17 protein-coding genes are annotated in these 20741 nt (G+C 64.6%); 8 read left to right on the top strand and 9 right to left on the bottom strand.

Annotation, left to right across the window (positions count from 1 at the left end; translation table 11 throughout):
• Positions 1-48: 48 nt before the first annotated feature.
• The 4 genes from BLT66_RS07085 to BLT66_RS07070 all read left to right on the top strand — a co-directional run bounded on the left by BLT66_RS07085 (position 49) and on the right by BLT66_RS07070 (position 6676).
• The gene (locus BLT66_RS07085; protein WP_092756882.1) at positions 49-720 is read left to right on the top strand and encodes a response regulator transcription factor; all 672 of its coding nucleotides are present in this window, start codon (positions 49-51) and stop codon (positions 718-720) included.
• Positions 721-728: 8 nt separating this feature from the next.
• Positions 729-2045, top strand: coding sequence for a HAMP domain-containing sensor histidine kinase (locus BLT66_RS07080; protein WP_092756881.1), 1317 nt, complete (start codon positions 729-731; stop codon positions 2043-2045).
• An 87-nt stretch (positions 2046-2132) separates the two neighbouring features.
• Complete coding sequence (locus BLT66_RS07075) at positions 2133-4253, top strand: putative bifunctional diguanylate cyclase/phosphodiesterase (RefSeq protein WP_092756880.1); 2121 nt, start codon at positions 2133-2135, stop codon at positions 4251-4253.
• A 335-nt stretch (positions 4254-4588) separates the two neighbouring features.
• Entirely contained in the window at positions 4589-6676 is a 2088-nt protein-coding gene (locus BLT66_RS07070) for a laminin G domain-containing metallophosphoesterase family protein (protein ID WP_255406795.1), read from the top strand.
• A gap of 34 nt (positions 6677-6710) precedes the next feature.
• Here BLT66_RS07070 and BLT66_RS07065 read toward each other — a convergent pair whose 3' ends face one another.
• From BLT66_RS07065 to BLT66_RS07055, 3 genes are all read right to left on the bottom strand, one after another.
• Positions 6711-7643 carry an NAD(P)-dependent oxidoreductase gene (locus BLT66_RS07065; RefSeq protein ID WP_092756879.1) on the bottom strand — a complete coding sequence of 311 codons (933 nt, stop codon included), beginning with the start codon at positions 7641-7643 and terminating at the stop codon, positions 6711-6713.
• Positions 7640-8323 carry an RraA family protein gene (locus BLT66_RS07060; protein WP_092756878.1) on the bottom strand — a complete coding sequence of 228 codons (684 nt, stop codon included), beginning with the start codon at positions 8321-8323 and terminating at the stop codon, positions 7640-7642. Before BLT66_RS07060 ends, BLT66_RS07065 begins: the two co-directional genes overlap by 4 nt.
• A 112-nt stretch (positions 8324-8435) precedes the next feature.
• Positions 8436-9422 carry a Bug family tripartite tricarboxylate transporter substrate binding protein gene (locus BLT66_RS07055; protein ID WP_092756877.1) on the bottom strand — a complete coding sequence of 329 codons (987 nt, stop codon included), beginning with the start codon at positions 9420-9422 and terminating at the stop codon, positions 8436-8438.
• Positions 9423-9516: 94 nt separating this feature from the next.
• Here BLT66_RS07055 and BLT66_RS07050 point away from each other — a divergent pair, with 94 nt between their 5' ends.
• Positions 9517-10275 carry an IclR family transcriptional regulator gene (locus BLT66_RS07050; protein WP_092756876.1) on the top strand — a complete coding sequence of 253 codons (759 nt, stop codon included), beginning with the start codon at positions 9517-9519 and terminating at the stop codon, positions 10273-10275.
• 9 nt (positions 10276-10284) lie between these two features.
• Here the strand turns inward: BLT66_RS07050 and pip are convergent, their stop codons facing one another.
• From pip to BLT66_RS07025, 5 genes are all read right to left on the bottom strand, one after another.
• The gene (gene pip / locus BLT66_RS07045; RefSeq protein ID WP_092756875.1) at positions 10285-11250 is read right to left on the bottom strand and encodes a prolyl aminopeptidase; all 966 of its coding nucleotides are present in this window, start codon (positions 11248-11250) and stop codon (positions 10285-10287) included.
• Positions 11251-11322: 72 nt separating this feature from the next.
• Positions 11323-11751, bottom strand: a complete 429-nt coding sequence (locus tag BLT66_RS07040; RefSeq protein ID WP_092756874.1) for an Hsp20/alpha crystallin family protein — start codon at positions 11749-11751, stop codon at positions 11323-11325.
• Between the two features lie 186 nt (positions 11752-11937).
• Positions 11938-12939, bottom strand: a complete 1002-nt coding sequence (locus BLT66_RS07035; RefSeq protein ID WP_092756873.1) for an NADP-dependent oxidoreductase — start codon at positions 12937-12939, stop codon at positions 11938-11940.
• Positions 12940-12974: 35 nt separating this feature from the next.
• Positions 12975-13787, bottom strand: a complete 813-nt coding sequence (locus BLT66_RS07030; RefSeq protein ID WP_092756872.1) for an oxidoreductase — start codon at positions 13785-13787, stop codon at positions 12975-12977.
• An 83-nt stretch (positions 13788-13870) separates the two neighbouring features.
• Positions 13871-14470, bottom strand: a complete 600-nt coding sequence (locus tag BLT66_RS07025) for a TetR/AcrR family transcriptional regulator (protein ID WP_092756871.1) — start codon at positions 14468-14470, stop codon at positions 13871-13873.
• Between the two features lie 229 nt (positions 14471-14699).
• On the opposite strand from BLT66_RS07025, the gene BLT66_RS07020 reads away from it, so the two are divergent.
• From BLT66_RS07020 to BLT66_RS07010, 3 genes are all read left to right on the top strand, one after another.
• Positions 14700-15614 carry a LysR substrate-binding domain-containing protein gene (locus BLT66_RS07020; RefSeq protein ID WP_092756870.1) on the top strand — a complete coding sequence of 305 codons (915 nt, stop codon included), beginning with the start codon at positions 14700-14702 and terminating at the stop codon, positions 15612-15614.
• 258 nt (positions 15615-15872) lie between these two features.
• Entirely contained in the window at positions 15873-17744 is a 1872-nt protein-coding gene (locus tag BLT66_RS07015; protein WP_092756869.1) for a subtype B tannase, read from the top strand.
• 141 nt (positions 17745-17885) lie between these two features.
• The gene (locus tag BLT66_RS07010) at positions 17886-19178 is read left to right on the top strand and encodes a gallate dioxygenase (protein WP_092756868.1); all 1293 of its coding nucleotides are present in this window, start codon (positions 17886-17888) and stop codon (positions 19176-19178) included.
• Here the strand turns inward: BLT66_RS07010 and BLT66_RS07005 are convergent.
• Positions 19175-20740 (bottom strand): FAD-dependent oxidoreductase, encoded by a 1566-nt coding sequence (locus BLT66_RS07005; RefSeq protein ID WP_092756867.1) that lies wholly within the window; start codon positions 20738-20740, stop codon positions 19175-19177. The genes BLT66_RS07010 and BLT66_RS07005 overlap by 4 nt on opposite strands.
• Between the last annotated feature and the right edge of the window lies 1 nt (position 20741).

The following is a 20741-nucleotide window of genomic DNA, read 5'->3' as shown; positions in this document are numbered from 1 at the left end:
GTGGCGAAAGATGCGCAGCACTGCAGCCTGGGGGTGTGCGTAGTTACCATGCCCAAAATCCTGCTGATTGACGATGACGCCGAGCTTGGCGGGCCGCTGGCTGTTTACTTCCAGCGCTTCGGCCTGGACCTGGCCTGTGCGCTGACGCCCAGCGCCGGCCTGGCCTTGCTGCGCCAGGGCGGGTTTGACGCGGCGATCCTGGACGTGATGCTGCCCGAGATGGATGGTTTTGCGCTGTGCCGTGCCATCCGCAAGGACAGCCAGCTGCCCATCATCATGCTCACCGCCCGCGGCGAGGTGATGGACCGGGTGGTCGGCCTGGAGCTGGGCGCCGACGACTACCTGCCCAAGCCCTTCGAACCGCGCGAACTGGTGGCCCGGCTGCTGACGGTGCTGCGCCGCCAGCGGCTGCCGGACGCTGCGACCAGCCTGCGCTTTGACGGCCTGGACATCCACCTGGACACCCGCAGCGTGCTGCGCCAAGGGGAGGTACTGGAACTCACCAGCACCGAGTTCGAACTGTTGACCCTGCTGGCCCGCGAGCCTGGCAAGGTGCTGGGCCGCGACGACATCCTGAACCGCCTGCGTGGCCACGAGGCCGAACTACAGACCCGCGCCGTGGACCTGCTGGTCAGCCGCTTGCGCAAGAAGCTGGAGCCGCTGGACTGCATCAAGACCTGGCGCAATGCCGGCTATTCGCTGGCGCTCGGCCGTGTGTAGCTAAAGCCATGTTTAAAAACAAGGGAAGAGCCCGCTGGCATCGCCGCGCAGGCCAGGCCATTCGCCATTCGCTGCGTTGGCGGCTGGTGGTGCTGTTTATGGGCCTGGCGTTGACCATGTCGGCGGTGTTCGTTGTCGGCATGCAAAAAGCCTTTACCGTGGGTTGGCGCGATGCGGCCGTGCCCTTGGTGACGGACTATGTGGACCACCTGGTTGCCGAGCTAGGGAGCCCGCCCAGCATCGAACGCGCACAGGCACTGGTGCAGCGCTTGCCGTTGTCGGTGCGCATGGACGGACCGCAGGGGCACTGGGATTCGCATCCCGACAAACGCAACCGCCCGTGGCAGCGGCGTGAGGATGCGCAAGGCCCAACCCATCTGTTGTCGCGCACCACCGCCGACGGCACCCGCGTGGTGCTGGGTTTGGGCGATATTGATTGGCAGCAACCGCGTCAGCACGTTGTCTGGACCACACTGGCCATATTGCTGCTGCTGACCGGCGTGGCCTTTGCGGTGGTGCGCTATTTGCTGCGGCCGCTGGAAGACATTCGCAAGGGCACGCAGCGCTTTGGCGCGGGCGATTTCAGCCAGCCTATCCCCCAGAGAAGCCGTGACGAGCTGGGCGATCTGGCCCAGCACATCAACACCATGGCGCACGACATCCACGGCATGCTGGAAGCCAAGCGCGGCCTGCTGCTGGCCATCAGCCACGAACTGCGCTCGCCGCTGACCCGGGCCCGGCTGAACACCGAGCTGCTGCCCGAAACCGCCGAGCTGCAGCCGCTGCGCGAACCGCTGCTGCGCGACCTGCAGCTGATGCGCGACCTGATCAGCGACCTGCTGGAAAGCGAGCGCCTGGCCAGCCCGCATGCGGCCCTGCACCTGGAGCCGACCGACCTGGCGGCTCTGGTGCGTGAACTGGTACGCGAGATGGCCATCGACCCAGGCATCCAGCTGTACCTGCAGCCCGACCTGCCGCCATGGCCGCTGGACCGGGTCCGCCTACGCCTGCTGTTGCGCAACCTGCTGAACAACGCCCGCCAGCACGGCCAGGGGCAGATCGAAGTGCATTTGCAGCGCACCGACACCGGCCTGCAGCTGCGGGTACGCGACCACGGTCCGGGCGTTCCGCCAGCGCAGTGGGCACAGTTGGCCGAGCCTTTTTACCGCGCCGACGCAGCCCGCCAGCGCGGCACCGGCGGTGTGGGGCTGGGCCTGTACCTGTGCCGTCTGGTAGCTCAGGCGCATGGCGGGCGTCTGACCCTGCAGCCTGCGCAGCCCGGGCTGGAGGCAGTGGTGGATTTTCCGGGCACTCCAGCTTCTTAGAACGTGCGCTTGGTTTCCCGCAATCTTTGATAATGCGTCAGCACTTCTGCGGCCGGCAAATCGTTGCCAGTCGCCACCTGGTTGACCATGGACACCTCTTTTATCTCCGTACGCTATGCCCCGGGCATCGTGGCCTTGTCGTACTTTATTGCCAGCTTCGCGTCGTATGTGGCGCTGGACTTGGCCAAGCGCGTGCGCACCCCCGACCGCGCAGTCGCACTGGGCTGGTGGGCCGGCGGCTCGGTGGCCATGGGCACGGGCATCTGGTCGATGCACTTTGTCGGCATGCTGGCCGTCAGCCTGCCATTTGCGGTGGGCTATGGCTATGCGGTGACCGCGCTGTCCTGGGTGGCGGCGGTGGCGGTGTCGGCGATTGCGCTGTACCTGGCCAGCCGGAATCGCCTGCCCCTGCCGCGCCTGGCCGGTGGTGCGCTGGCAATGGGCCTGGGCATTTGCGCCATGCACTACACCGGCATGGCCGCCATGGACATGGCGCCCGGCATCCAGTGGTCAGGGGGCTGGGTGCTGGCATCGGCCGGGATTGCGGTGGCGGCATCGGCCGTGGCCTTGCAAATCTTCTTCTGGCTGCGCCGGCTCAGCGGCAATGCAGAGCGCTGGTGGCAATTGGTGGCTGCTTTGGTGATGGGCGCTGCCATCTGCGGCATGCACTACACCGGCATGGCGGCTGCGTCTTTCCCGCTGGATTCGGTCTGCCTGAGCGCCGACCAGCTGCGCGGCGACAGCCTGGGCATGCTGGTGTCGGCGGCGACCATCGTGCTGCTGAGTCTGACCATGTTCACCTCGATGATCGACGTGCGCATGCAAAGCAAGACCGCGGTGCTGGCCGCATCGCTGCAGACCGCCAACACCGAGCTGCAGCAGCTGGCTTTCCGCGATGCGCTGACCGGCTTGCCGAACCGCCTGCTGTTTGACGACCGTGTGGCCGTGGCGGTAGAGCGCTGCAGCCGCGATGGTTCGGGCCTGGCCGTGTTGTTTGTCGACCTGGACGGATTCAAGCCGGTGAACGACTCGTTCGGCCACGCCGTGGGCGATCTGGTGCTGCGCGAGATGGCCCAGCGCATCGCCGGTGAGGCCCGGGCCTCCGATACCGTGGCCCGCGTCGGCGGCGATGAATTCGTGCTGCTGCTAGAAGGCAACCCCGACACCACGGCTGCGGCCCAGATCGCCCAGCGCATCATCGATGCGCTGAACCAGCCTTTCACCGCGGGCGACCACGATGTGCGCCTGTCCTGCTCGCTGGGCATTGCCATGTACCCGTCCGACGCCCCGCGCGACCAGTTGATGGCGCATGCCGATGCGGCCATGTACGCGGCCAAGCGTTCGGGTGGCTCGGCCTATGCGTTTTTCGAGCCGCACATGAACGCTGGCGTACGCGAGCAGATCGAGCTGCAGCGCGACCTGCGTCTGGCGCTGGACCGCGGCGAGCTGGCACTGCACTACCAGCCCAAGATCAATTCGGCGCGCGGCGTGATCACCGGCGTCGAGGCGCTGGTGCGCTGGCAGCACCCGGTGCGTGGCATGCTGAGCCCGGGCCTGTTCATTCCGGTGGCCGAGCGCTTTGGCCTGATCAACGCTTTGGGCAACTGGGTGATTGAAGAAGCCTGCCGCCAGGCCCACGCCTGGCGCGACCAGGGCTTGCAGATCCGTGTGGCGATTAATTTGTCGGTACACCAGCTGCGCCAGGAAGACTTGGTGCAGCGCATCCAGCGCGCCTTGCAGCAGCATGCGCTGGACCCCGCGCTGCTGATATTCGAGATCACCGAGTCGGTGGCCATGGAAGACACCGAGGGCACGCTGCAGACCTTCGAGCGTCTGGGCGACATCGGCGTCAAGCTGTCGATCGACGACTTTGGTACCGGTTATTCCAGCCTGTCCTATCTGCGCCGCCTGCAGGTCAGCCAGCTGAAGATCGACCAGTCCTTTGTGCAGGATCTGGAGCACAGCGCCGATGCGCGCGCCATCGTCGAAGCTGTGGTCCAGTTGGCCCACGCCCTGGGCCTGAGCGTGGTGGCCGAAGGCGTGGAAACCGCGGCCCAGCGCGATGTGCTGACCGCGCTGCAATGCGACGAGCTGCAAGGCTACCTGTACGCCCGGCCGATGACGGCTGCGGTGATGGGCGATTGGGCGGCCAACATCGGTCGGCCACAAGGCCTGGCGTTTACCGAATCGGTTTTTCTGGAACTCTGAGCGGGCCGAGGTCGGACCGGCAGGGCCGATTACGGCGGCTAGCTTGCGGTATTGCCGGCATGCACGCCGGCCTGTTGTTTTTGCGGTCTTTACACATTGAATCCCGCTCAGCGCGAAGGCCGCAGGCTGCATCCATCCATGGATAGATGAAATCTTTGTGCTATGTTTTAAATAGCTGGTTGCGCAGTATTTATATGCGCTACAGCCTTTTTCAATGTTATTTTTGCAAGCATGAACTTCAACCTGCAGATGGCGAAGAACCGGTTGGATTTGTAATATTTGTTTAACTTACGGTAAATATATTAAGGGCATATCAACTATTGTTTGGGTGCCCCATGAAGACGTTTTTGCCGATGCCGCTGGTGTCTGATACCGGTGTTCCGGGCGCCGCGCTACAGCGCCGCAATCTGCTGAAGATGGGCTTGGCGTCGGCTTCCACCTTGGCTGCGGGGGGCTTGCTCAGCGCCTGCGGCGGGGGCGATGGTGGCGGTACGGCTGCTGCTGCCGCTGCCGCGCCCATCTCCAGCTTTGCCCTGGCGGTGCTGCCCGACACCCAGTTCTATTCCCGGTATGCCACGTCGAGCGAGAGCAGCCAGTACGAGCGCCACTACGGCAGCGAGCCCTTCTACGCGCAGACCAAATGGGTGGCCGACAACGCGGCCAAGCTCAACATCCCTTTCCTTATCCACCTGGGCGATGTGGTGGACCAGGTCGGCAAGCCCGAGCAATGGAAGGTGGCCGACACCGCCATGCAGGTGCTGGAGGTGGCCAAGGTGCCGTACTCCATCCTGGCCGGCAACCACGACGTGTTGAACGATGTGGACTTCGATTTCAGCCCCAGCACCGGCACCGATACCCAGCGCGTGCTGGCCAATGAACCCTATCTGCAGTGGTTCAGTGCCAAGCGCGCCAAACGCCAGACCACCTTTGGCGAGCGCGACAGCACGGGCTTCCATGAGTACCACGTGTTCACCGGGCAGGACCAGCAGTTCCTGGTGCTATCGCTGTCCTGGCGGATTTCGGACGCCGGCATCGCCTGGGCCCGCGGCGTGATCGCCGCCCATCCCAAGCTGCCGGTGATTCTGGTCAACCACCAGCTGCTGAACATTGCGCCCGACGCCGTGAGTCCGCTGGAGACCAGCTACGGCAAGATGCTGTGGGAGAAGCTGATCCGCGACAACGACCAGATCTTCATGACCCTGAACGGCCACCACCACGGCGGCGCGCACCTGACCAAGACCAACGACTTTGGCAACCCCGTAGAGGAGATGGTGGTGGACTACCAGATGGCCTACCAGGGCGGCAACGGCCTGATGCGCTTGTACGAGTTTGACCTGACCAACAACCTGATCAAGGTGCTGTCGTTCTCGCCCTGGGTACCGATGAAACCCGCCGACAGCCTGAATGCGTTTGACCAGGCCGTGCTGACCGAGCCCAACCACAGCTTCAACATCGCTATCAACTTTGCCCAGCGCTTTGCCCGCTTCAACCCCACGTTCGGCGTGGGCAAGGCGACGGTGGCGTCCTCGCTGGTAGACCAGGCCAAAGCCCTGGTGTTGAAGGGCTTCAACGAGCCCACGGCCGTGGTGCAAGTGCCGGCCCGGGACAGCGACGACTACCCCAAGATCGCGTCCACCGTGGCCCATTGGCGCTTCTTTGGCGGCGCGGATGGCGCAGCCGTGGCGCCAGGCACGCAGATCGCCGATGTTACCGGCGCGAATCCGCTCAAGCGCGATTCGCTCAACACCAGCGTGATCGTCGGCGCAGAGGTCGGCGACATTGTCTGGAGCAGCGACCACCACCGGCTGTCGGCCGCGCCGGGCTCGGTGGGCTTTCTCAATACCAACAAGAACACGCCGCGGCTCAGCTACTTCTTGACCGATGCCGCGGCCCCGATCAATGCGCAGACCTTTGCCAGCAGCGGCTATACGGTCGAGGCCTTCATCAAGATCGACAAAACCTGGGACAAGTCCAAGCATGCGTGGATGAATATCATGACGCGCGACGGCAAGCGCGGCGATTTGTCTGGCTTCAACGGCGGCGATCCAGAGTCGCCACCCCTGCTGTTCGCCATCTCCAGCCTGCGCGAAGTGCAATGGGAAGTGGTGCCCGAGATCAGCGGCGCGCGTGAAGGCGAGGCCAGCTGGTCGGGCGAGATCATTGCCGACACCTGGGTGCACATCGCCATCGTCAATGACGCCACTACGCACGACACCATCATGTACGTGGAAGGCGCGCCGGTGCTGCGCAACACCAGCGATGTGGTGGGCCTGGCGACTCTGTCTGCCACGTCCCCCTGGGTGGTCGGCGGCGGCTCCTGGGATGGCGATCGCGCAGATGGCTTCTTCGGCAAGATCGGCGAAGTCCGGGTGGTGGCCGAAGCCCTGCCTTCCACCAAGTGGCTGACCGCGCGCCGGGCCTGAACTCTCGCCGGTATCGCAGAGGTTCTAAGGGGCCTCAGGCCGGGCTTTTTTCGCTGTGCCGGGCGAGCACGGCCAGCGCGTTCCGTGCTGCGGCCATGCCCATGTTCACGTAGGCATCGCCGGTTACGCCGCCGATGTGCGGGCTGAGCACAAAGCCCGGCTGGTGCTGGAATGGATGGTTGGCCACGATGGGTTCAATGGCGAAGCTGTCCAGGCCGGCCGCCTGGACCTGGCCGCTGCGTACGGCGGCCAGCAGCGCGTCTTCGTCGACCAGGCCGCCGCGCGCGGTGTTGACGATGAGCACGCCGTGCTTGCACTGGGCCAGCGTGGTGGCGTTCAGCAGCTGGCGGTTTTCCTCGGTCAGCGGGCAGTGCAGCGAGACCACATCGGCTTCGCGCCACAGGGTGGGCAGGTCTACGCTCTGCACGTAGTCGGGCAGGTTCTTGGCGAACGGGTCGAAGCCGATCACCCGCATGCCCAGCGCATCCACCATCTTGGCGAAGCGCAGGCCGATGGCGCCCAGGCCGACCAGGCCGATGGTGCGGCCGCCAAGTTCCAGGCTTTTGTGCGTGGCCTTGTCCCAGATGCCGTCGTGCATGCGCGCGTCCAGCGTCACCACCGACTTGGCGCAGGCCAGCAGCAGGGCCAACGCCTGCTCGGCCACGGCCGCGGCATTGGCGCCGACGGCGGCCACCACTTCAATGCCGCGCGCTTGGGCCGCTGCTTTGTCGATGGTGTCGGTGCCGCTGCCATGCTTGGAGATGACTTTCAGCGAGGGCGCGGCATCCATGGCGGCCGCGCCGACCTTGCTGTAGCGCACGATGATGGCCACCGGGTCGTGCTGGCGGCACAGTGCCACGATGTCGTCCTCGCTGGGCGTCTTGCCGGCGTAGACGATGTCGTAGCCGGCGAGTAATGCCAGCGCTTGCGGTGCCAGGTCGGCTGCGGTGATGAGGATGGCGCTCACAGCGTTTCTCCTTCGCGCAGCACGCCGGCAGTGCGCAGCGCGCTGGTCAGCCATTTGGCGGCGGTGTCGCCGGTCTTGATGGCGGCGATGCGGGCGGCTTCGTCGTGTACCTTCTTGGCGGCCAGGGGCAGCAGGGATGCGATTTTTTCACGCTCGACCACCACCACGCCATCGGCGTCGCCGATCACGAAGTCGCCGGCATGCACGGTGACACCGCCCACCGTCACCGGGTGGCCGATGCGGCCGCCGCAGTTCTTGGTTGGGCCGTTCGGGTTGGTGCCGACCGAGAACACCGGGTAGTCCATGGCGTCGATGTCCAGGCTGTCGCGCGCCGCGCCGTCCATCACCACGCCGGCAATGCCCAGCTGCTGGCAGGCGGTCATCATGATGGTGCCCATCAGGGCCGCGGTCTGGTCGCCCTTGCCGTCGATCACCAGCACATCGCCGGGCTTCGCCAGGGCGATGGCGGCGTGGATCATCAGGTTGTCGCCGGGGCGCACTTCGACCGTGATGGCCGTGCCGGCCAGCTTCATGCGGGGATGCAGGGGCTTGATGCGGCCATGCAGCGCGCCGCGGCGGCCGGCGACATCGGCCAGGATGGCGGGCTGGAATGCGGCGGCCTGTTTGACGATGTCGGCGGGGACGCGGGCAAAGTCGCGGATGATGTCGGGTGAGGTCATGGGGTTCTTTCGCAAGGGATAGAGGGATGGAACAGGCGTGCCGGTCCCCACCCCGCGCCTACGGTGAAGTAAGGCGGGGCAGGGCGTACCGGGACGGTGGATCGGTAGGCGCTTAGTCGGCCCGGGCGCCCGAGGACTTGACGATGGCCCCCCAGCGCAGGATGTCGCTGCGGATCAGCGTGGCAAAGGCCTCGGGCGTGCTGCCGAGCACTTCGGCGCCCTGGGCGTCGAGCTTTTTCTTCACCTCGGGGTTGGCCAGCGCCTGGTTGAAGGCGGTGTTGAGCTTGCTGATGGCTTCCTTGGGCATGGCGGCCGGGCCTGCCAGGCCGAACCAGGTCACGGCTTCAAAGCCCTTGTAGCCGGATTCGTCCATCGACGGCACATTCGGCAGGTCGGCGTTGCGCTTCAGCGAGGTCACCGCCAGGGCGCGCATTTTTCCGTTGCGGATATGGCCGATCAGCGTGGGTACCGAGGACACATACATCTGGATCTGGCCACCGATCAGGTCGGTCGCGCCCTGGGCCGCGCCCTTGTAGGGCACGTGGGTGAGCTGGATGCCGGCGGTTTTCTGGAACTGTTCGGTGGCCAGGTGGGCCACCGTGCCGTTGCCCGAGCTGGCGTAGTTCAGCGCGCCGGGCTTCGCCTTGGCCGCAGCCACCACGTCGGCCAGGGTTTTGTACGGTGAGTCGGCGGCCACTACCAGCACCAGGGCGGCGCTGGCCACCAGGCCCACCGGGGCCAGGTCTTTTTCGGGGTTGTAGGGCAGCTTGGGATAGAGCGTGGGGTTGATCGCCAGATTACTGGTCTGGCCTAGCACCACGGTGTAGCCGTCGGGCGCGGCCTTGGCCGCGGCATCGACGCCGAGGTTGCCACCCGAACCGGGCTTGTTGTCAATCACCAGTGTCCAGCCCTGGGTGGTGGCGACTTTGTTGACCACCTCGCGGGCAATGATGTCGGTGCCGCCGCCGGCAGGGAAGGGCACGATCACGCGGATCGCACGGCTGGGGTAGTTCTGCGCCAGCGCAGGTGCGGCGGCCAGAAGGGAAAAAGCCGAGGCCGCGGTAAGAGCGCACAGAAGGCCGTGGCGGATGGGTTGCATGGAAAGTCTCCGTTGTTGTGATCGATGGGCGAATTTTCATCGTTCGTTTCGTTCTGTACAATTGTGTTGCGTCTGTTGAAACAACTGCCGAAGCATGAAACCCACACCTGATCCTGAAACCGCCACCCCGGACGAGGGTGGCGTGGTCGCCGTGACGCGCGCGCTGCGGCTGCTGGAGGCCTTTGGTACCAGCCATGCGCAGCTGACCCTGGCCGAGCTGAGCCGCCACACCGGCCTACACAAGACCACGGTGTTGCGCATCGCCCGCACCCTGGCCATGGACCAGTATCTGGTGCAAAAAGAGGACGGTAGCTGGCGGCTGGGCCGGGCCGCGGGTTGGCTGGGGGCGTGCTACCAGGCGACTTTCAATGTGCATGAAGTGGTGGAGCCGGTGCTGCGCGATCTGGCGCTGAAGACCGGCGAAAGCGCCTCGTTCTACGTGCGCGAAGGCGATAGCCGGACTTGCCTGGTGCGGGTCGAAGGGCCGCAGGCGATTCGCCACCATGTGCGGGTGGGCGCTGCTCTGCCGCTCGAACTGGGCGCGCCTGGGCGGGTGATTCTGGCGTTCTCCGGCGAGCCTGGGGAGCCGTATGAAGCGATCCGCCGGCGTGGCTACCATTTGTCGCAGGGGGAACGCGAGCCCGAGGTCTCCAGCGTCTCTGCGCCGATCTTCGGCGTGCAATGGCGGCTGTTGGGTTCGGTGTGCATTTCAGGCCCAACTTCGCGGCTGCACCTGGCTCGGCTGGAAGAGCTGGCGACCACGGTGATGGACGCGGCGAACCAGCTGTCTTACGCGCTGGCCGGCGGTCAGCAGCCGGTGCGGGTTGCGCGCCCGACCACCTGGCATCCCTGATCGCTTGCCCTACAGCGTGCCGTCGCGCTTGAACTGCTCGGTGGCTGCCACCAAGGCGCTGGCGATGCCGGGTTCGAAGGCTGCGTGGCCGGCGTCTTCAATCACCTGGAAACGGGCTTCGGGCCAGGCTTCGTGCAATGCCCAGGCCGAGCGCGGCGGGCATACCGCGTCGTAGCGGCCCTGTACGATGACGGCCGGCAGGTGGCGGATGCGGCTGACGTTGCGGACCAGTTGGTTGTCGTCCAGAAAGGCGCCGTTGCACATGTAATGCGCTTCCAGCCGACCCACGCCCAGGGCCACGGCGTCGGAGCCAAATTGGTCGGCTACCTCGGGGTGCGGCAGCAGGTGCAAGCAGCTGCCCTCGTAGCGGCTCCAGCTGCGGGCGGCAGCCAGGTTTTCGGCCGGGTCGTCGCTGAACAGGCGTTGCACATAGGCTTTCAACAGGTCGCCGCGCTCGGCCTCGGGAATGTGGCCGGCAAAGGCCGCGTGTTCTTTGGGGAAGAACCAGCGGATGCCGTTCAGGAACCATTCGACCTCGGGCCGGGTGCAGAGGAAGATGCCACGCAGCACAAAGCCGGTACAGCGCTCGGGATGGGCTTGGCCATAGGCCAACGACAGCGTGGAGCCCCAGGAGCCGCCAAACACCAGCCATTGGGCAATGCCCAGCATTTCGCGGATCTGCTCGATGTCTTGGATCAGCAGCTGAGTGGTGTTGTTGCGGTACTCGCCCAGCGGTGTCGATTGGCCGGCACCGCGCTGGTCGAACAGCACGATGCGGTAGTAGGCCGGATCGAAGAACTGCCGGTGTTTGGGCGACAGGCCAGCGCCCGGGCCGCCGTGCAGAAACAGCACCGGCACGCCGTCCGGGTTGCCGCATTCTTCCCAGTACAGGGTGTGGATATCGTCTACCGGCAGTCTGCCGGTGCGGTAGGGTTCGATGGGCGGGTAGGGGGCGTGCAGTGCTGCGTCGGGCATGGCGGTCAATTCCTTTGCCCGGATGGTAGGCCATCCGGGCAAAGAAAACTCCGCCGATGCAGGACGGAAGGTTTAGCTGATGTTCAGCCGGTGCACGCTGTTCCCGGCCTTCTTGGGCAGGGCCACGCTCAGCACGCCGTCGTTGTACTGGCATTGGGCTTTGCTGGCGTCAACCTCTTGTGGCAGCTGGAAGCTGCGGCCCACAGCGCCGTAATAGCGCTCGCTGCGCAGGGTCTTGGCATCCTTGTGCGTGTCCTGCTGCTTGATTTCGGCCCGCAGGGTGACGGTGCTGCCGTCCACGGATACCTGGATGTCCTCTTTGCGGACACCGGGCAGCTCGGCCACTACCTTGTAGGCTTCCGCGTCCTCCTGCACATCCACCTTGATCTGGGCGGGTGCGGGCTGGGCGGCGCCGTGCAGGGGATGTATGAAAAAGCCAGGTGCCATGTCGCGGAAGAATTCGTCAAACAGGCTGTTGTTGCGGCTCGTCAGTGCATTCATTTTGGGCTCCTTAATGAGTGGATGAAAAGCCGGTGGCCAACTCTGCTAACCACCGTCAACCGATGATGGTGTCGACTGCCGCGGTTTCAAGAGCTGTTTGGCCGCGGGCTGCATGCACCCGTCAAACGCTCTGCTTTTGATAGCATGTTGTGCCGGTGGAATAAGCGCAAAGCCCCAATTAGTTACTTACTTGAGCTTGACAACGACCTTGCCTTTGGCGCGGCCGGCTTCGACGTAGGCCATGGCCTCGTTGGTTTGTTCGAAGGGGAACACTTTGTCGATCACCGGGCGGATGATGCCGGCCTCGAGGAGCAGGGTGATCGCGCGCAGCTGGCCTCCGTTCGCCTTCATGAAGAGAAACGAGAAGCTGACGCCACGGCTTTTTGCCTTACGCCGTATACCCGCGCTCAATAGCCGCATGACCAGTCTCACGAATCCGGGAGCCGCGATTTCCTGGCCGAATGCGGGATCGGGCGGGCCAGAGATAGAAATCAGCTTGCCGCCGGCTTTGAGCACGCGCAAGGATTTCTCCAGCGTTTTGCCGTCCTGGCTGTTCAGCACCACGTCGTAGTCGCGCAGGACATCTTCAAAGTTTTGCGTCTTGTAGTCGATGACCACGTCAGCGCCCAGGCTCTTCACCAGCGCGACATTGCTGCTGCTGGTGGTCGTGGCGACGGTGGCGCCCAGATGCTTGGCCAACTGGATGGCAAACGTGCCTACGCCGCCCGAGCCCGCCTGGATGAAGACCTTCTGTCCCTTTTTCAGCTGGGATTTTTCGACCAGCGCCTGCCAGGCCGTCAAAGCCACCAGGGGGATGGAAGCGGCTTCTTCCATCGTCAGGTTATTGGGCTTGAGCGCCAGGGACGCTTCCTTCACAGGGACGAATTCCGCAAATGTGCCGATGCGGAAATCATCCGGCCGCGCATAGACCTCGTCGCCCAGCTTGAACTGCCGCACGCGCGGGCCGACTTTGACAACCTTTCCTGCCACGTCGTGGCCCAGGATGAGCGGTAGGTGATAGGGCAGGAGGATCTTGAATTCTCCGTCGCGGATCTTGGAGTCCAGCAGGTTCACGCCAGCGGCATGCACCTGGACCAAAACCTCGTCGTCATGCAGCTCCGGCTCTGGCACGTCTGCCGCCCGCAATGCGCGCTTTTTTCCGTATCTTTCGAGAATGAATGCTTTCATGTTTTTTCCTTGGTTGTCGTGTGCGGATCGGGCTCTTATGCTGCAAGCCGAAGGTCTTTGCGAACCCCTGCATCCAGTACGCTGGCGGGTGCGAACCTGCGCAGCAAGCGCATGCGGCGGGCCAGGCCGGGGGCGTAGTGGGTCTTGGGCTGCGTGGCCGTGGCCGCCTTCAACACCATGTCAGCCACGACCTCCGGCCCGTCCGCGCCCACCAGCACTTCCTTGACGCGCTTCTCCACGCCTGCGCGGATTTCCCGGTACACGTCCAGCGGCGCATCGGGCCGCATCAGGTTCGCATCGAAGGGCGTGTTGATGTAGGCGGGCTCGACCACCGAGACGCGGATGCCCTGGGTGCGCAGTTCATGGTCCAGCGATTCCGAATAGCCCGCCACCGCATGCTTGGTGGCAGAGTACAACGCCATATACGGCATAGGCAAGAAACCCAGCACCGAACCGATGTTGATGATGCGCCCGCGCTTTTGGCTGCGCATCTGTGGCACGACGGCGCGGACCATCCGTACCATGCCGAAGAAGTTGGTGTCGAAGATAGCCTGGGCCTGGGCAATCGAACTCTCTTCCGCTCCGGCTGCAGCCACGCCAAAGCCGGCGTTGTTGACCAGCAGGTCGATGCGACCTTCCAACTGCATCAGATGCCGGAATGCGGTGTCGACCGATGCGTCGCTGGTCACATCCAAGGCCAGCATCTCGAACGATCGCTGCACCGCCTGGCCACCGCGCCGGCTGGTGCCGTACACCTTGTAGCCGGCTCTTGACAACTGCAGCGCGGTCGCTTCACCTATGCCCGACGAGGCCCCGGTTACGAGGGCCACTTTGTTATTTGTAGTCATGCTGTTTTTCCTTCAGTGTTTGATATTCGTATGATATTCATCATATTTTCGGGCGAGCGAAAAACCAATGGGTTTCAGTGGCTTCAGGCGATGGGTAGGTGCTTCAAGGCAGCCGCGCGCAGGCTGTCGGAGAGCGCAGGTTCGTCGACGACGCGGGCCAATAGCAAGGTGCCGACCATGGTGGCGACAGTCACGAGAGCGCGTTCGTGGACACCGGGCTGCCCCCAGTCAGGCGACTGGCGGGCAACCAGATCGACCATTTCCTTGATGTACCGGGTGGTCACGCGCCGGACTTCGGGCGTTTGGCGTACGGTCTCCGAGCCCAGCGCAGCCAGAGGGCACCCTTGCTCCACCTGCTCCAGGTTTTCTCGCGAGAGGTAGGCGTGGAGCATGTAGGCCAAAGCCTGTTCTGGGGGCACGCTGGCAACCACGTCTGCCGCTATGGCTGCCGAATCTGCACAGGCCCGCCCTGCGGCTTCCGCCAGCATGGCTTCGCGCGAGGCGAAGTGGGCGTAGAAGGCGCCATGGGTCAGGCCGGCTTCCTTCATGATGTCGGCCACGCCGGTGCCGTCGTAGCCGCTGCGTCGGATTGCCCGCGCTGCAGCGGACACGATGCGCTCGTGTGAGGCTTCCTTGGCCGTGCTTCTGACGTTGTGCTTTGTATTTCGCATGATGTGTATCATATATTATTTTCAGAATCCGTGCTGTGGCATTTTTGGCCCTACCGATCTGCGGCACTGCGCATGGGTTTCGGCGGGGCACAGGAGTAGCCCTCCATCGACGTTCCGAGGGGGCGCCCATTATCGGCGCGGCCGGCGATATCTAAAAGATGCTGAGATACGCATCGCGATAACCCATGGATATCGGTACATTGTTCCACTGAGGTAAATGCCTTGAGACCGGAACCAGACAATGAAACTTGCAACCCTGAACGTGCTTGTGGCGGCGATTGAAGAGGGCAGCCTGCGGGGCGCTGCGCGCCGGGTCGGGGCTTCCCAGCCGGCGATCACCAAGATGATTCGTGAACTGGAGCTGGAGCTGGCCGCGCCCCTGTTGCTGCGCACCTCCCGCGGCGTGGTGCCCACGGCCCAGGGCAAAGTGCTCTACGACCGCGCCGTCAAAGTGGACCGCGAACTAACGGCGGCGGTGGATGAAATCAACCAGATCGGTGGCCGCATGGTTGGCCATCTGCACGTCGGCGCCGTACCCCTGGCCGTGATGCTGCTGATCCCCGAAACCCTGCGCACCTTCGGACAGGAATTCCCCGAGGTCAAACTCCGGGTCAGCGAAGAGCTGTACGTGGCGCAGTTGCAAAAACTGCGTTCGGGGGAGGTGGATGTAACCGTCGGCGGTATCCCCGACGATCTGTCCACCGGCGAGTTTTTTGTCGAACCGCTGATGCAGACCAGCATGGTGGCCACCGTCTGCAAGGGCAGCCCCTGGCTCAAGGCGCGCAAGCTGTCGGACCTGCAAACCGCCCGGTGGGTCTATACCGGGCCGAACAGCGAATCGGGCTACGCCAAGCTGTTTTTTGAACGCCACAAGTTGCCGGCACCGGCGGTGGGAGCGGTGGTGAACTCCACCCTGGCCTTGCTGGCCCTGGTCAGTTCGGGCGACTATGTGGCGCTGATGCCGCGGCAGATCGCGGTGCATCCGGTGGTCGCGCAGTTCATCTCCATCATCGACATCGAAGAAAAAGGCTACCCCTTGCAGGTGGGCGCCATTCTGCGCAGCGACTCGGCGGTATCCCCGGTGCTGCGCCACCTGATCACGCATCTGCACCGCGCCGCGCACCAGATAGAGCGTGCGCAGGCCATGCCGTACTGACACTCCCCTCGCTCTGCGGGCGGCCCCGCGCAAGCCGGTTTTTGCCCCGTCTGGCGGCGCGGCCCGGCTGCGCCTGCGGCGATAACTTCGGGTTATCGCGGGCTTGGAATCAACGTCTCCCCAAGCCGCGGAGCGCTTCGCACAATCCGTCCCGCAAGAGACCTGCAAAGGCCGGGAGCCCAAAACCCGAGCGTAAGAGCGGCCTGTGCCGGAAATATCGCAGCTTGCAGAACCCACATTCAACCTAAAGAGACAAGCATGCACAAACAATTCAAACATCGCGCAGTTGCGGCCTCCATCGCCGCGGTATCGGTTACCGGTCTGATGACGGCCTGCGGTGGCGGCGACAGCAGCGCCACGTCCAGCGCGGCCGGCCCAGGTGTCTATGACAGCCAGTTGGCTTTCGACAAGACCAAGTACACGACGATCACGGTCACCCTCGACGGCGTGAGTACGCCGGTACGCTGGTACCGGGAGGTGTGCTATGTCGGCAAGCCGATGCAGCTGGCGCCTACGCAGTCCGCCGGAGCGGTGGACAACCAGACCTGCGGTTACCAGAACATGAATATCTTTGTGCGCGAGGTAGATGCGGCCAAGCAAGACAATGCGATTTTGCTCAACGTCAACAACGCCGGCTGGCTGGCCAGCTACCAAGGAGGCAAGGGCGGCTGGAATGGCACTGACCCCATCACCGGCAGCAACTACGCCGGTGCCGACATCGTCAACGGCGGCACCTACGTCAGCACCAGCGATACCGACAAGAAGGGGGCTGCGCTGGCCCGCGGTTTCGTCTACATCAACATGGCCTCGCGCAGCCGGGGTGCGGTGGCCCCCGCCGGCGTGTACGACGACGGCATTTACCAGGGCAAGGCGCCGGCCGCGATTGTCGACGCCAAGGCCGCTGTGCGCTATTTGCGCCTGAACGACGGCCTCATGCCGGGCAACGCCAGCCGCATCGTGGTGAACGGCACCAGCGGCGGCGGTGCGCAGAGTACGCAACTCGGCGCCACGGGCGACAGCGAGGACTATTTCCCCTACCTGAAAGCCGCTGGTGCGGCGGGCATCGACACGAACGGCAAGAGTTCGGTCAGTGACAGCGTCTTCGCGATTTCGGCCTACTGCCCGATCCAGGACATGGGCAGTGCCGACTTGGCTTATGAATGGATGTTCAATGTGCTGGATACGCGTACGCTGGTCTCGGCGGACCAGAAGGCTGGGCTGATCGTCGACGCGAATGGCAATGCGCTGGTACGCGCCTCGAACCCAGACTCTGCCGGCAGCACCGCATTGATGAACAAGTTCGTGGCCTACCAAGCCGGCCTGGGCCTTCAGGCCGACGATGGCACGGCACTGACCACCGACAACATGCTGGCTGCCCTGCAGACCGAATTCAAGAAAGCCGCCAGCGCGTATGTCAAGGCGGGCAAGACCTTCGTCGCCTACAACGCATACGGCAGCGCTGCGGCCAATGGTGTGGCTGGCGGAAGCGGAACCCTGTACTACAAGAACGACTTCATCAATGTGGATGCGGGCGGCACGGTCACCAACTTCAATATGTCGAACTACCTGAAGTTCGTTGCCAAGCAGTCCCGGCTCAAGGCCGTGCCGGCTTTTGACCAAGTCGGTCAAACCGCCGCCCTTGCAGCGACTGCTACGGCAGACACCACGCTGGCTGGCGCCACTATTTACGGCAACTACAGCGGCGGCGAGTCCAATCTGTTCGGTACCGCTGCCCAGGTGTATTCCAACTTCACCGAGTACGCCTGGAACAACAACAACGGCGGTGACGCCATCAATGCCGCGCAAAGCAATGTGGGCTTGGCGAATACCGGCTACACCTGGGCCGCCAACCCCCAGCAGGCTTATCTGCTGAACCAGTACAAGATGATCAACGCGCTGCCCTATGTGGGTAAGACCGCTGGCATCACGACGCACTGGCGTGTCCGTGTGGGCGCGCGTGATCGCGACACTTCGTTCACGGTGGCCTACAACCTGAGCCGCGCCCTGAAGGCCGATGCCAAGGTCAAGGATGTCGATTACGCCCTCTTCTGGGACCAGGGGCACGCCGGCAACTACGACGTGCTGGACGCCTTCACATGGATCGACCAGAAGCTGGCCGCTGGTAACTAACAGCAGATATTGCATCTTTGGGAGATCGGCAGCCTTGTGGCTAATTCCAAGCAAGGGCTGCCGATGCCTGCCACCTGGCCACACCCGTTTTGCAGTGTGCCGGGGGCCGTCATTTTGAAATCGTTATTCCGGAGCAGCCATATGGCAAGAATCATCGGCGGCGTAGCCGTCTCGCACACCCCCACCATCGGCTTCGCCTTCGACCGCGACAAGCAGGCCGACCCGGTGTGGGCCCCCATCTTCGAGGCGCTGGAGCCGGTCAAGCAGTGGCTGGCCGAAGTGAAGCCGGATGTGGCCATCGTCACCTACAACGACCACGTCACCTCCTTCTTCTTCGACCACTATTCGGCCTTCGCGCTGGGCATTGGCGAGCGTTTTGAGGTGGCCGACGAGGGTGGCGGCGCGCGCGATCTGCCGGGCATCCACGGCCACCCGGCGTTGGCCGCGCACATCGGCCAGTCGCTGATGGCCGACGAGTTCGACATGTCCTTCTTCCAGGACAAACCGCTGGACCACGGCTGCTTCTCGCCGCTGTCGGTGCTGTGGGAGCACGCGCAAGGCTGGCCAGTCAACATCGTGCCGTTGCAAATGGGCGTGCTGCAGTTTCCGCTGCCCAGTGCCCGGCGTTTTTACAAGCTGGGCCAGGGGCTGCGCCGCGCCATCGAGAGCTACCCCGAAGACCTGCGCGTGGTCATCGTCGCCACCGGCGGCCTGTCGCACCAGGTGCACGGCGAGCGCGCCGGCTTCAACAACACGCCCTGGGACATGCAGTTCCTGGAGCTGTTCGAGAACGACCCCGAGCGCCTGGCCTCCTTGACCCACGCCGAGCTGGCCACGCTGGGCGGCATGGAAGGCGCCGAGGTGATGATGTGGCTGACCATGCGCGGCGCGCTCTCATCCCAGGTGCGCAAGCTGCACCAGGCCTACTACCTGCCGTCCATGACCGGCATCGCGGCGGTGGTCTACGAAAACCTGGCCGGCCCGGTGATCGCCGGCGAGGTCGAGCGGCACCGGGCTGCCATGGCCGTGCAAATGGCCGGGGCCGAGCGCCTGCAAGGCAGCTACCCGTTCAACTTTGCGCGCAGCGTGAAGGCGCTGCGGCTGAACCGGTTTCTGCGCGACATGGCCGTGCCCGCGCACCGCCAGCGCTTCCTGGCCGATGGCCCGGCCCATATGCGAGAGGTGGGCCTGAACGACGAAGAGTGCGACTTGCTGCAGCGGCGCGACTGGCGCGGCCTGATCCACTACGGCGCGATTTTCTTTGGGTTGGAAAAGCTGGGCGCGGTGCTCGGCGTGTCCAACCTGCACATCTACGCCGCCATGCGCGGCGAAACGCTGGAAGTGTTCCAGCAAACCCGCAATGCACCGAATGCCCTGTACTCGGTGGCCGGCAGCGGCGGCGCGGCGCAGACCTGGGACCAGCCCGCGGCCTAGGCCGCCTGGTGCCCCAGCGTGAACGCTTCCTCGAACACCGAGTAGCCCGCCCAGTCACTGTGCGCAAATGCCAGGCGCTGCGTTTTTTGTAGCTGCTGACGCTGGTGCAATATGCGCTGCAGGCCGATTTGGCTTGAAACTGCAGGCGTGGGTATAGCCATCGCATGGCCGTAGCGGGTGATGTCGATGCGGGTGGCCTTGGCGGCGATGTCGGGGTGGGCAGCGCCCAGCTCGGCCAGGATCTCGTCGCGCCAGGCAGCCCAGGGTTTTTCCAGCAACTGGTGCCGACCGTTCGGCACGTCGCCCAGCGCGCGGTAGTAGCTGAGCACCGTGGCGCCCGGCACCGGCAGCAGGCTTTGGTGCATGGCATCCACATAGCCCAGGCCGGGGCTGCGGTACAGCACGTTGTCCCAGCTGGGGGCGGCGCCGGGGCGGTCTTGCAGCGGCGCGTCGATATGGATGTTCGCCACCAGCCAGGGCGCGTAGGTCGTGCGTTTGGCGGCCTGGGTTAGAAAGTCCGGCGGGTTCTGCACCACCCGCGCGGCAATGAACACCGGCAGCGCCACGATGGCGCGGCGCGCCTGCCAGCGCTCCAGCGCCTGGGTGGCGGTGTTGAAGGCATCCAGCTCCACGCCCTGCCGGGTTTCGGCAATGCGCACCACCACCTGGCCGGTATGCAGGCGGGTACCCAGTGGTGCGGCCAGGCGTTGCGCCAGCCAAGCATTGCCCTCGGGCCAGGCCAGAACGCTGTCACGTTCGCCGCTGTCGCCCCCCGGCGCGTGGAAGCCATGCCGGCTGGCAAAGTAATGGATACCGGCCCAGGCCGACACCGTGGCCAGGCCGGCGCCGTAATCGTCGCGGCAGCAGTAGTCAAGGTACCAGCGCAGCTGCGCGTCGCCCAGGCCGTGCTGGTCCAGGTATGCTGCGAAAGTGATAGCTGCCAGCGCTTGGTGTACCTGCGTGAATGGTCGTTTGGATGCAGGAATGGTCCAGCTGGCCTGTTGCCGCAGCTGCTCCACCAGCGTCGCAAACTTCTGGTACTGCGCCAGCGTGGCCGGGCCTACGCCCTGCACCGGCAGCAGGCCGTCCTGCCAGCTGCCGTTGAAGAACAGACGCTCTTGCGGGCTGTGGCACAGATGCTGTTCGGCATACTGCCAGCGGCCGGCCACACGCTGGCGCAGGCCCAGTTCTTCCAGCAGGTCTTGCACCTCGGGAGCATCGTCGCTGGGCACCGGCAGATAGTGCGCGCCCAGCGGGCAGGGAATGCCGTTCACCGTGCCGCTGCGGCTGTTGCCGCCGGCGCTGTCTTCCAGCTCCAGCAGCGCAAAGTCCTCCACGCCTTTGAGGCGCAGGGCCCGTGCCGCCGCCAGACCCGCCACGCCACCGCCGGCGATCAGTACGTCGGTGCGGCGGATGGTGGATGGTGCCGGCCAGCTGCGTGTATCGCGCAGCTGGTGGCCACGGTCAAAGGCGATGCCGGTAAAGCCGCCAGCGATCTCACGGGTGGGCGTGCAGCCCAGCAAGGGCAGGGTGGCGGTGGCGAGGAAGTGACGGCGGTGCATG

The organism is Rhodoferax sp. OV413 (assembly GCF_900104385.1).
Taxonomy (GTDB): domain Bacteria; phylum Pseudomonadota; class Gammaproteobacteria; order Burkholderiales; family Burkholderiaceae_C; genus Rhodoferax_B.
The sequence above is the reverse complement of the archived record's forward strand: the minus strand, read 5'-3'. Positions and strand labels throughout refer to the sequence as shown.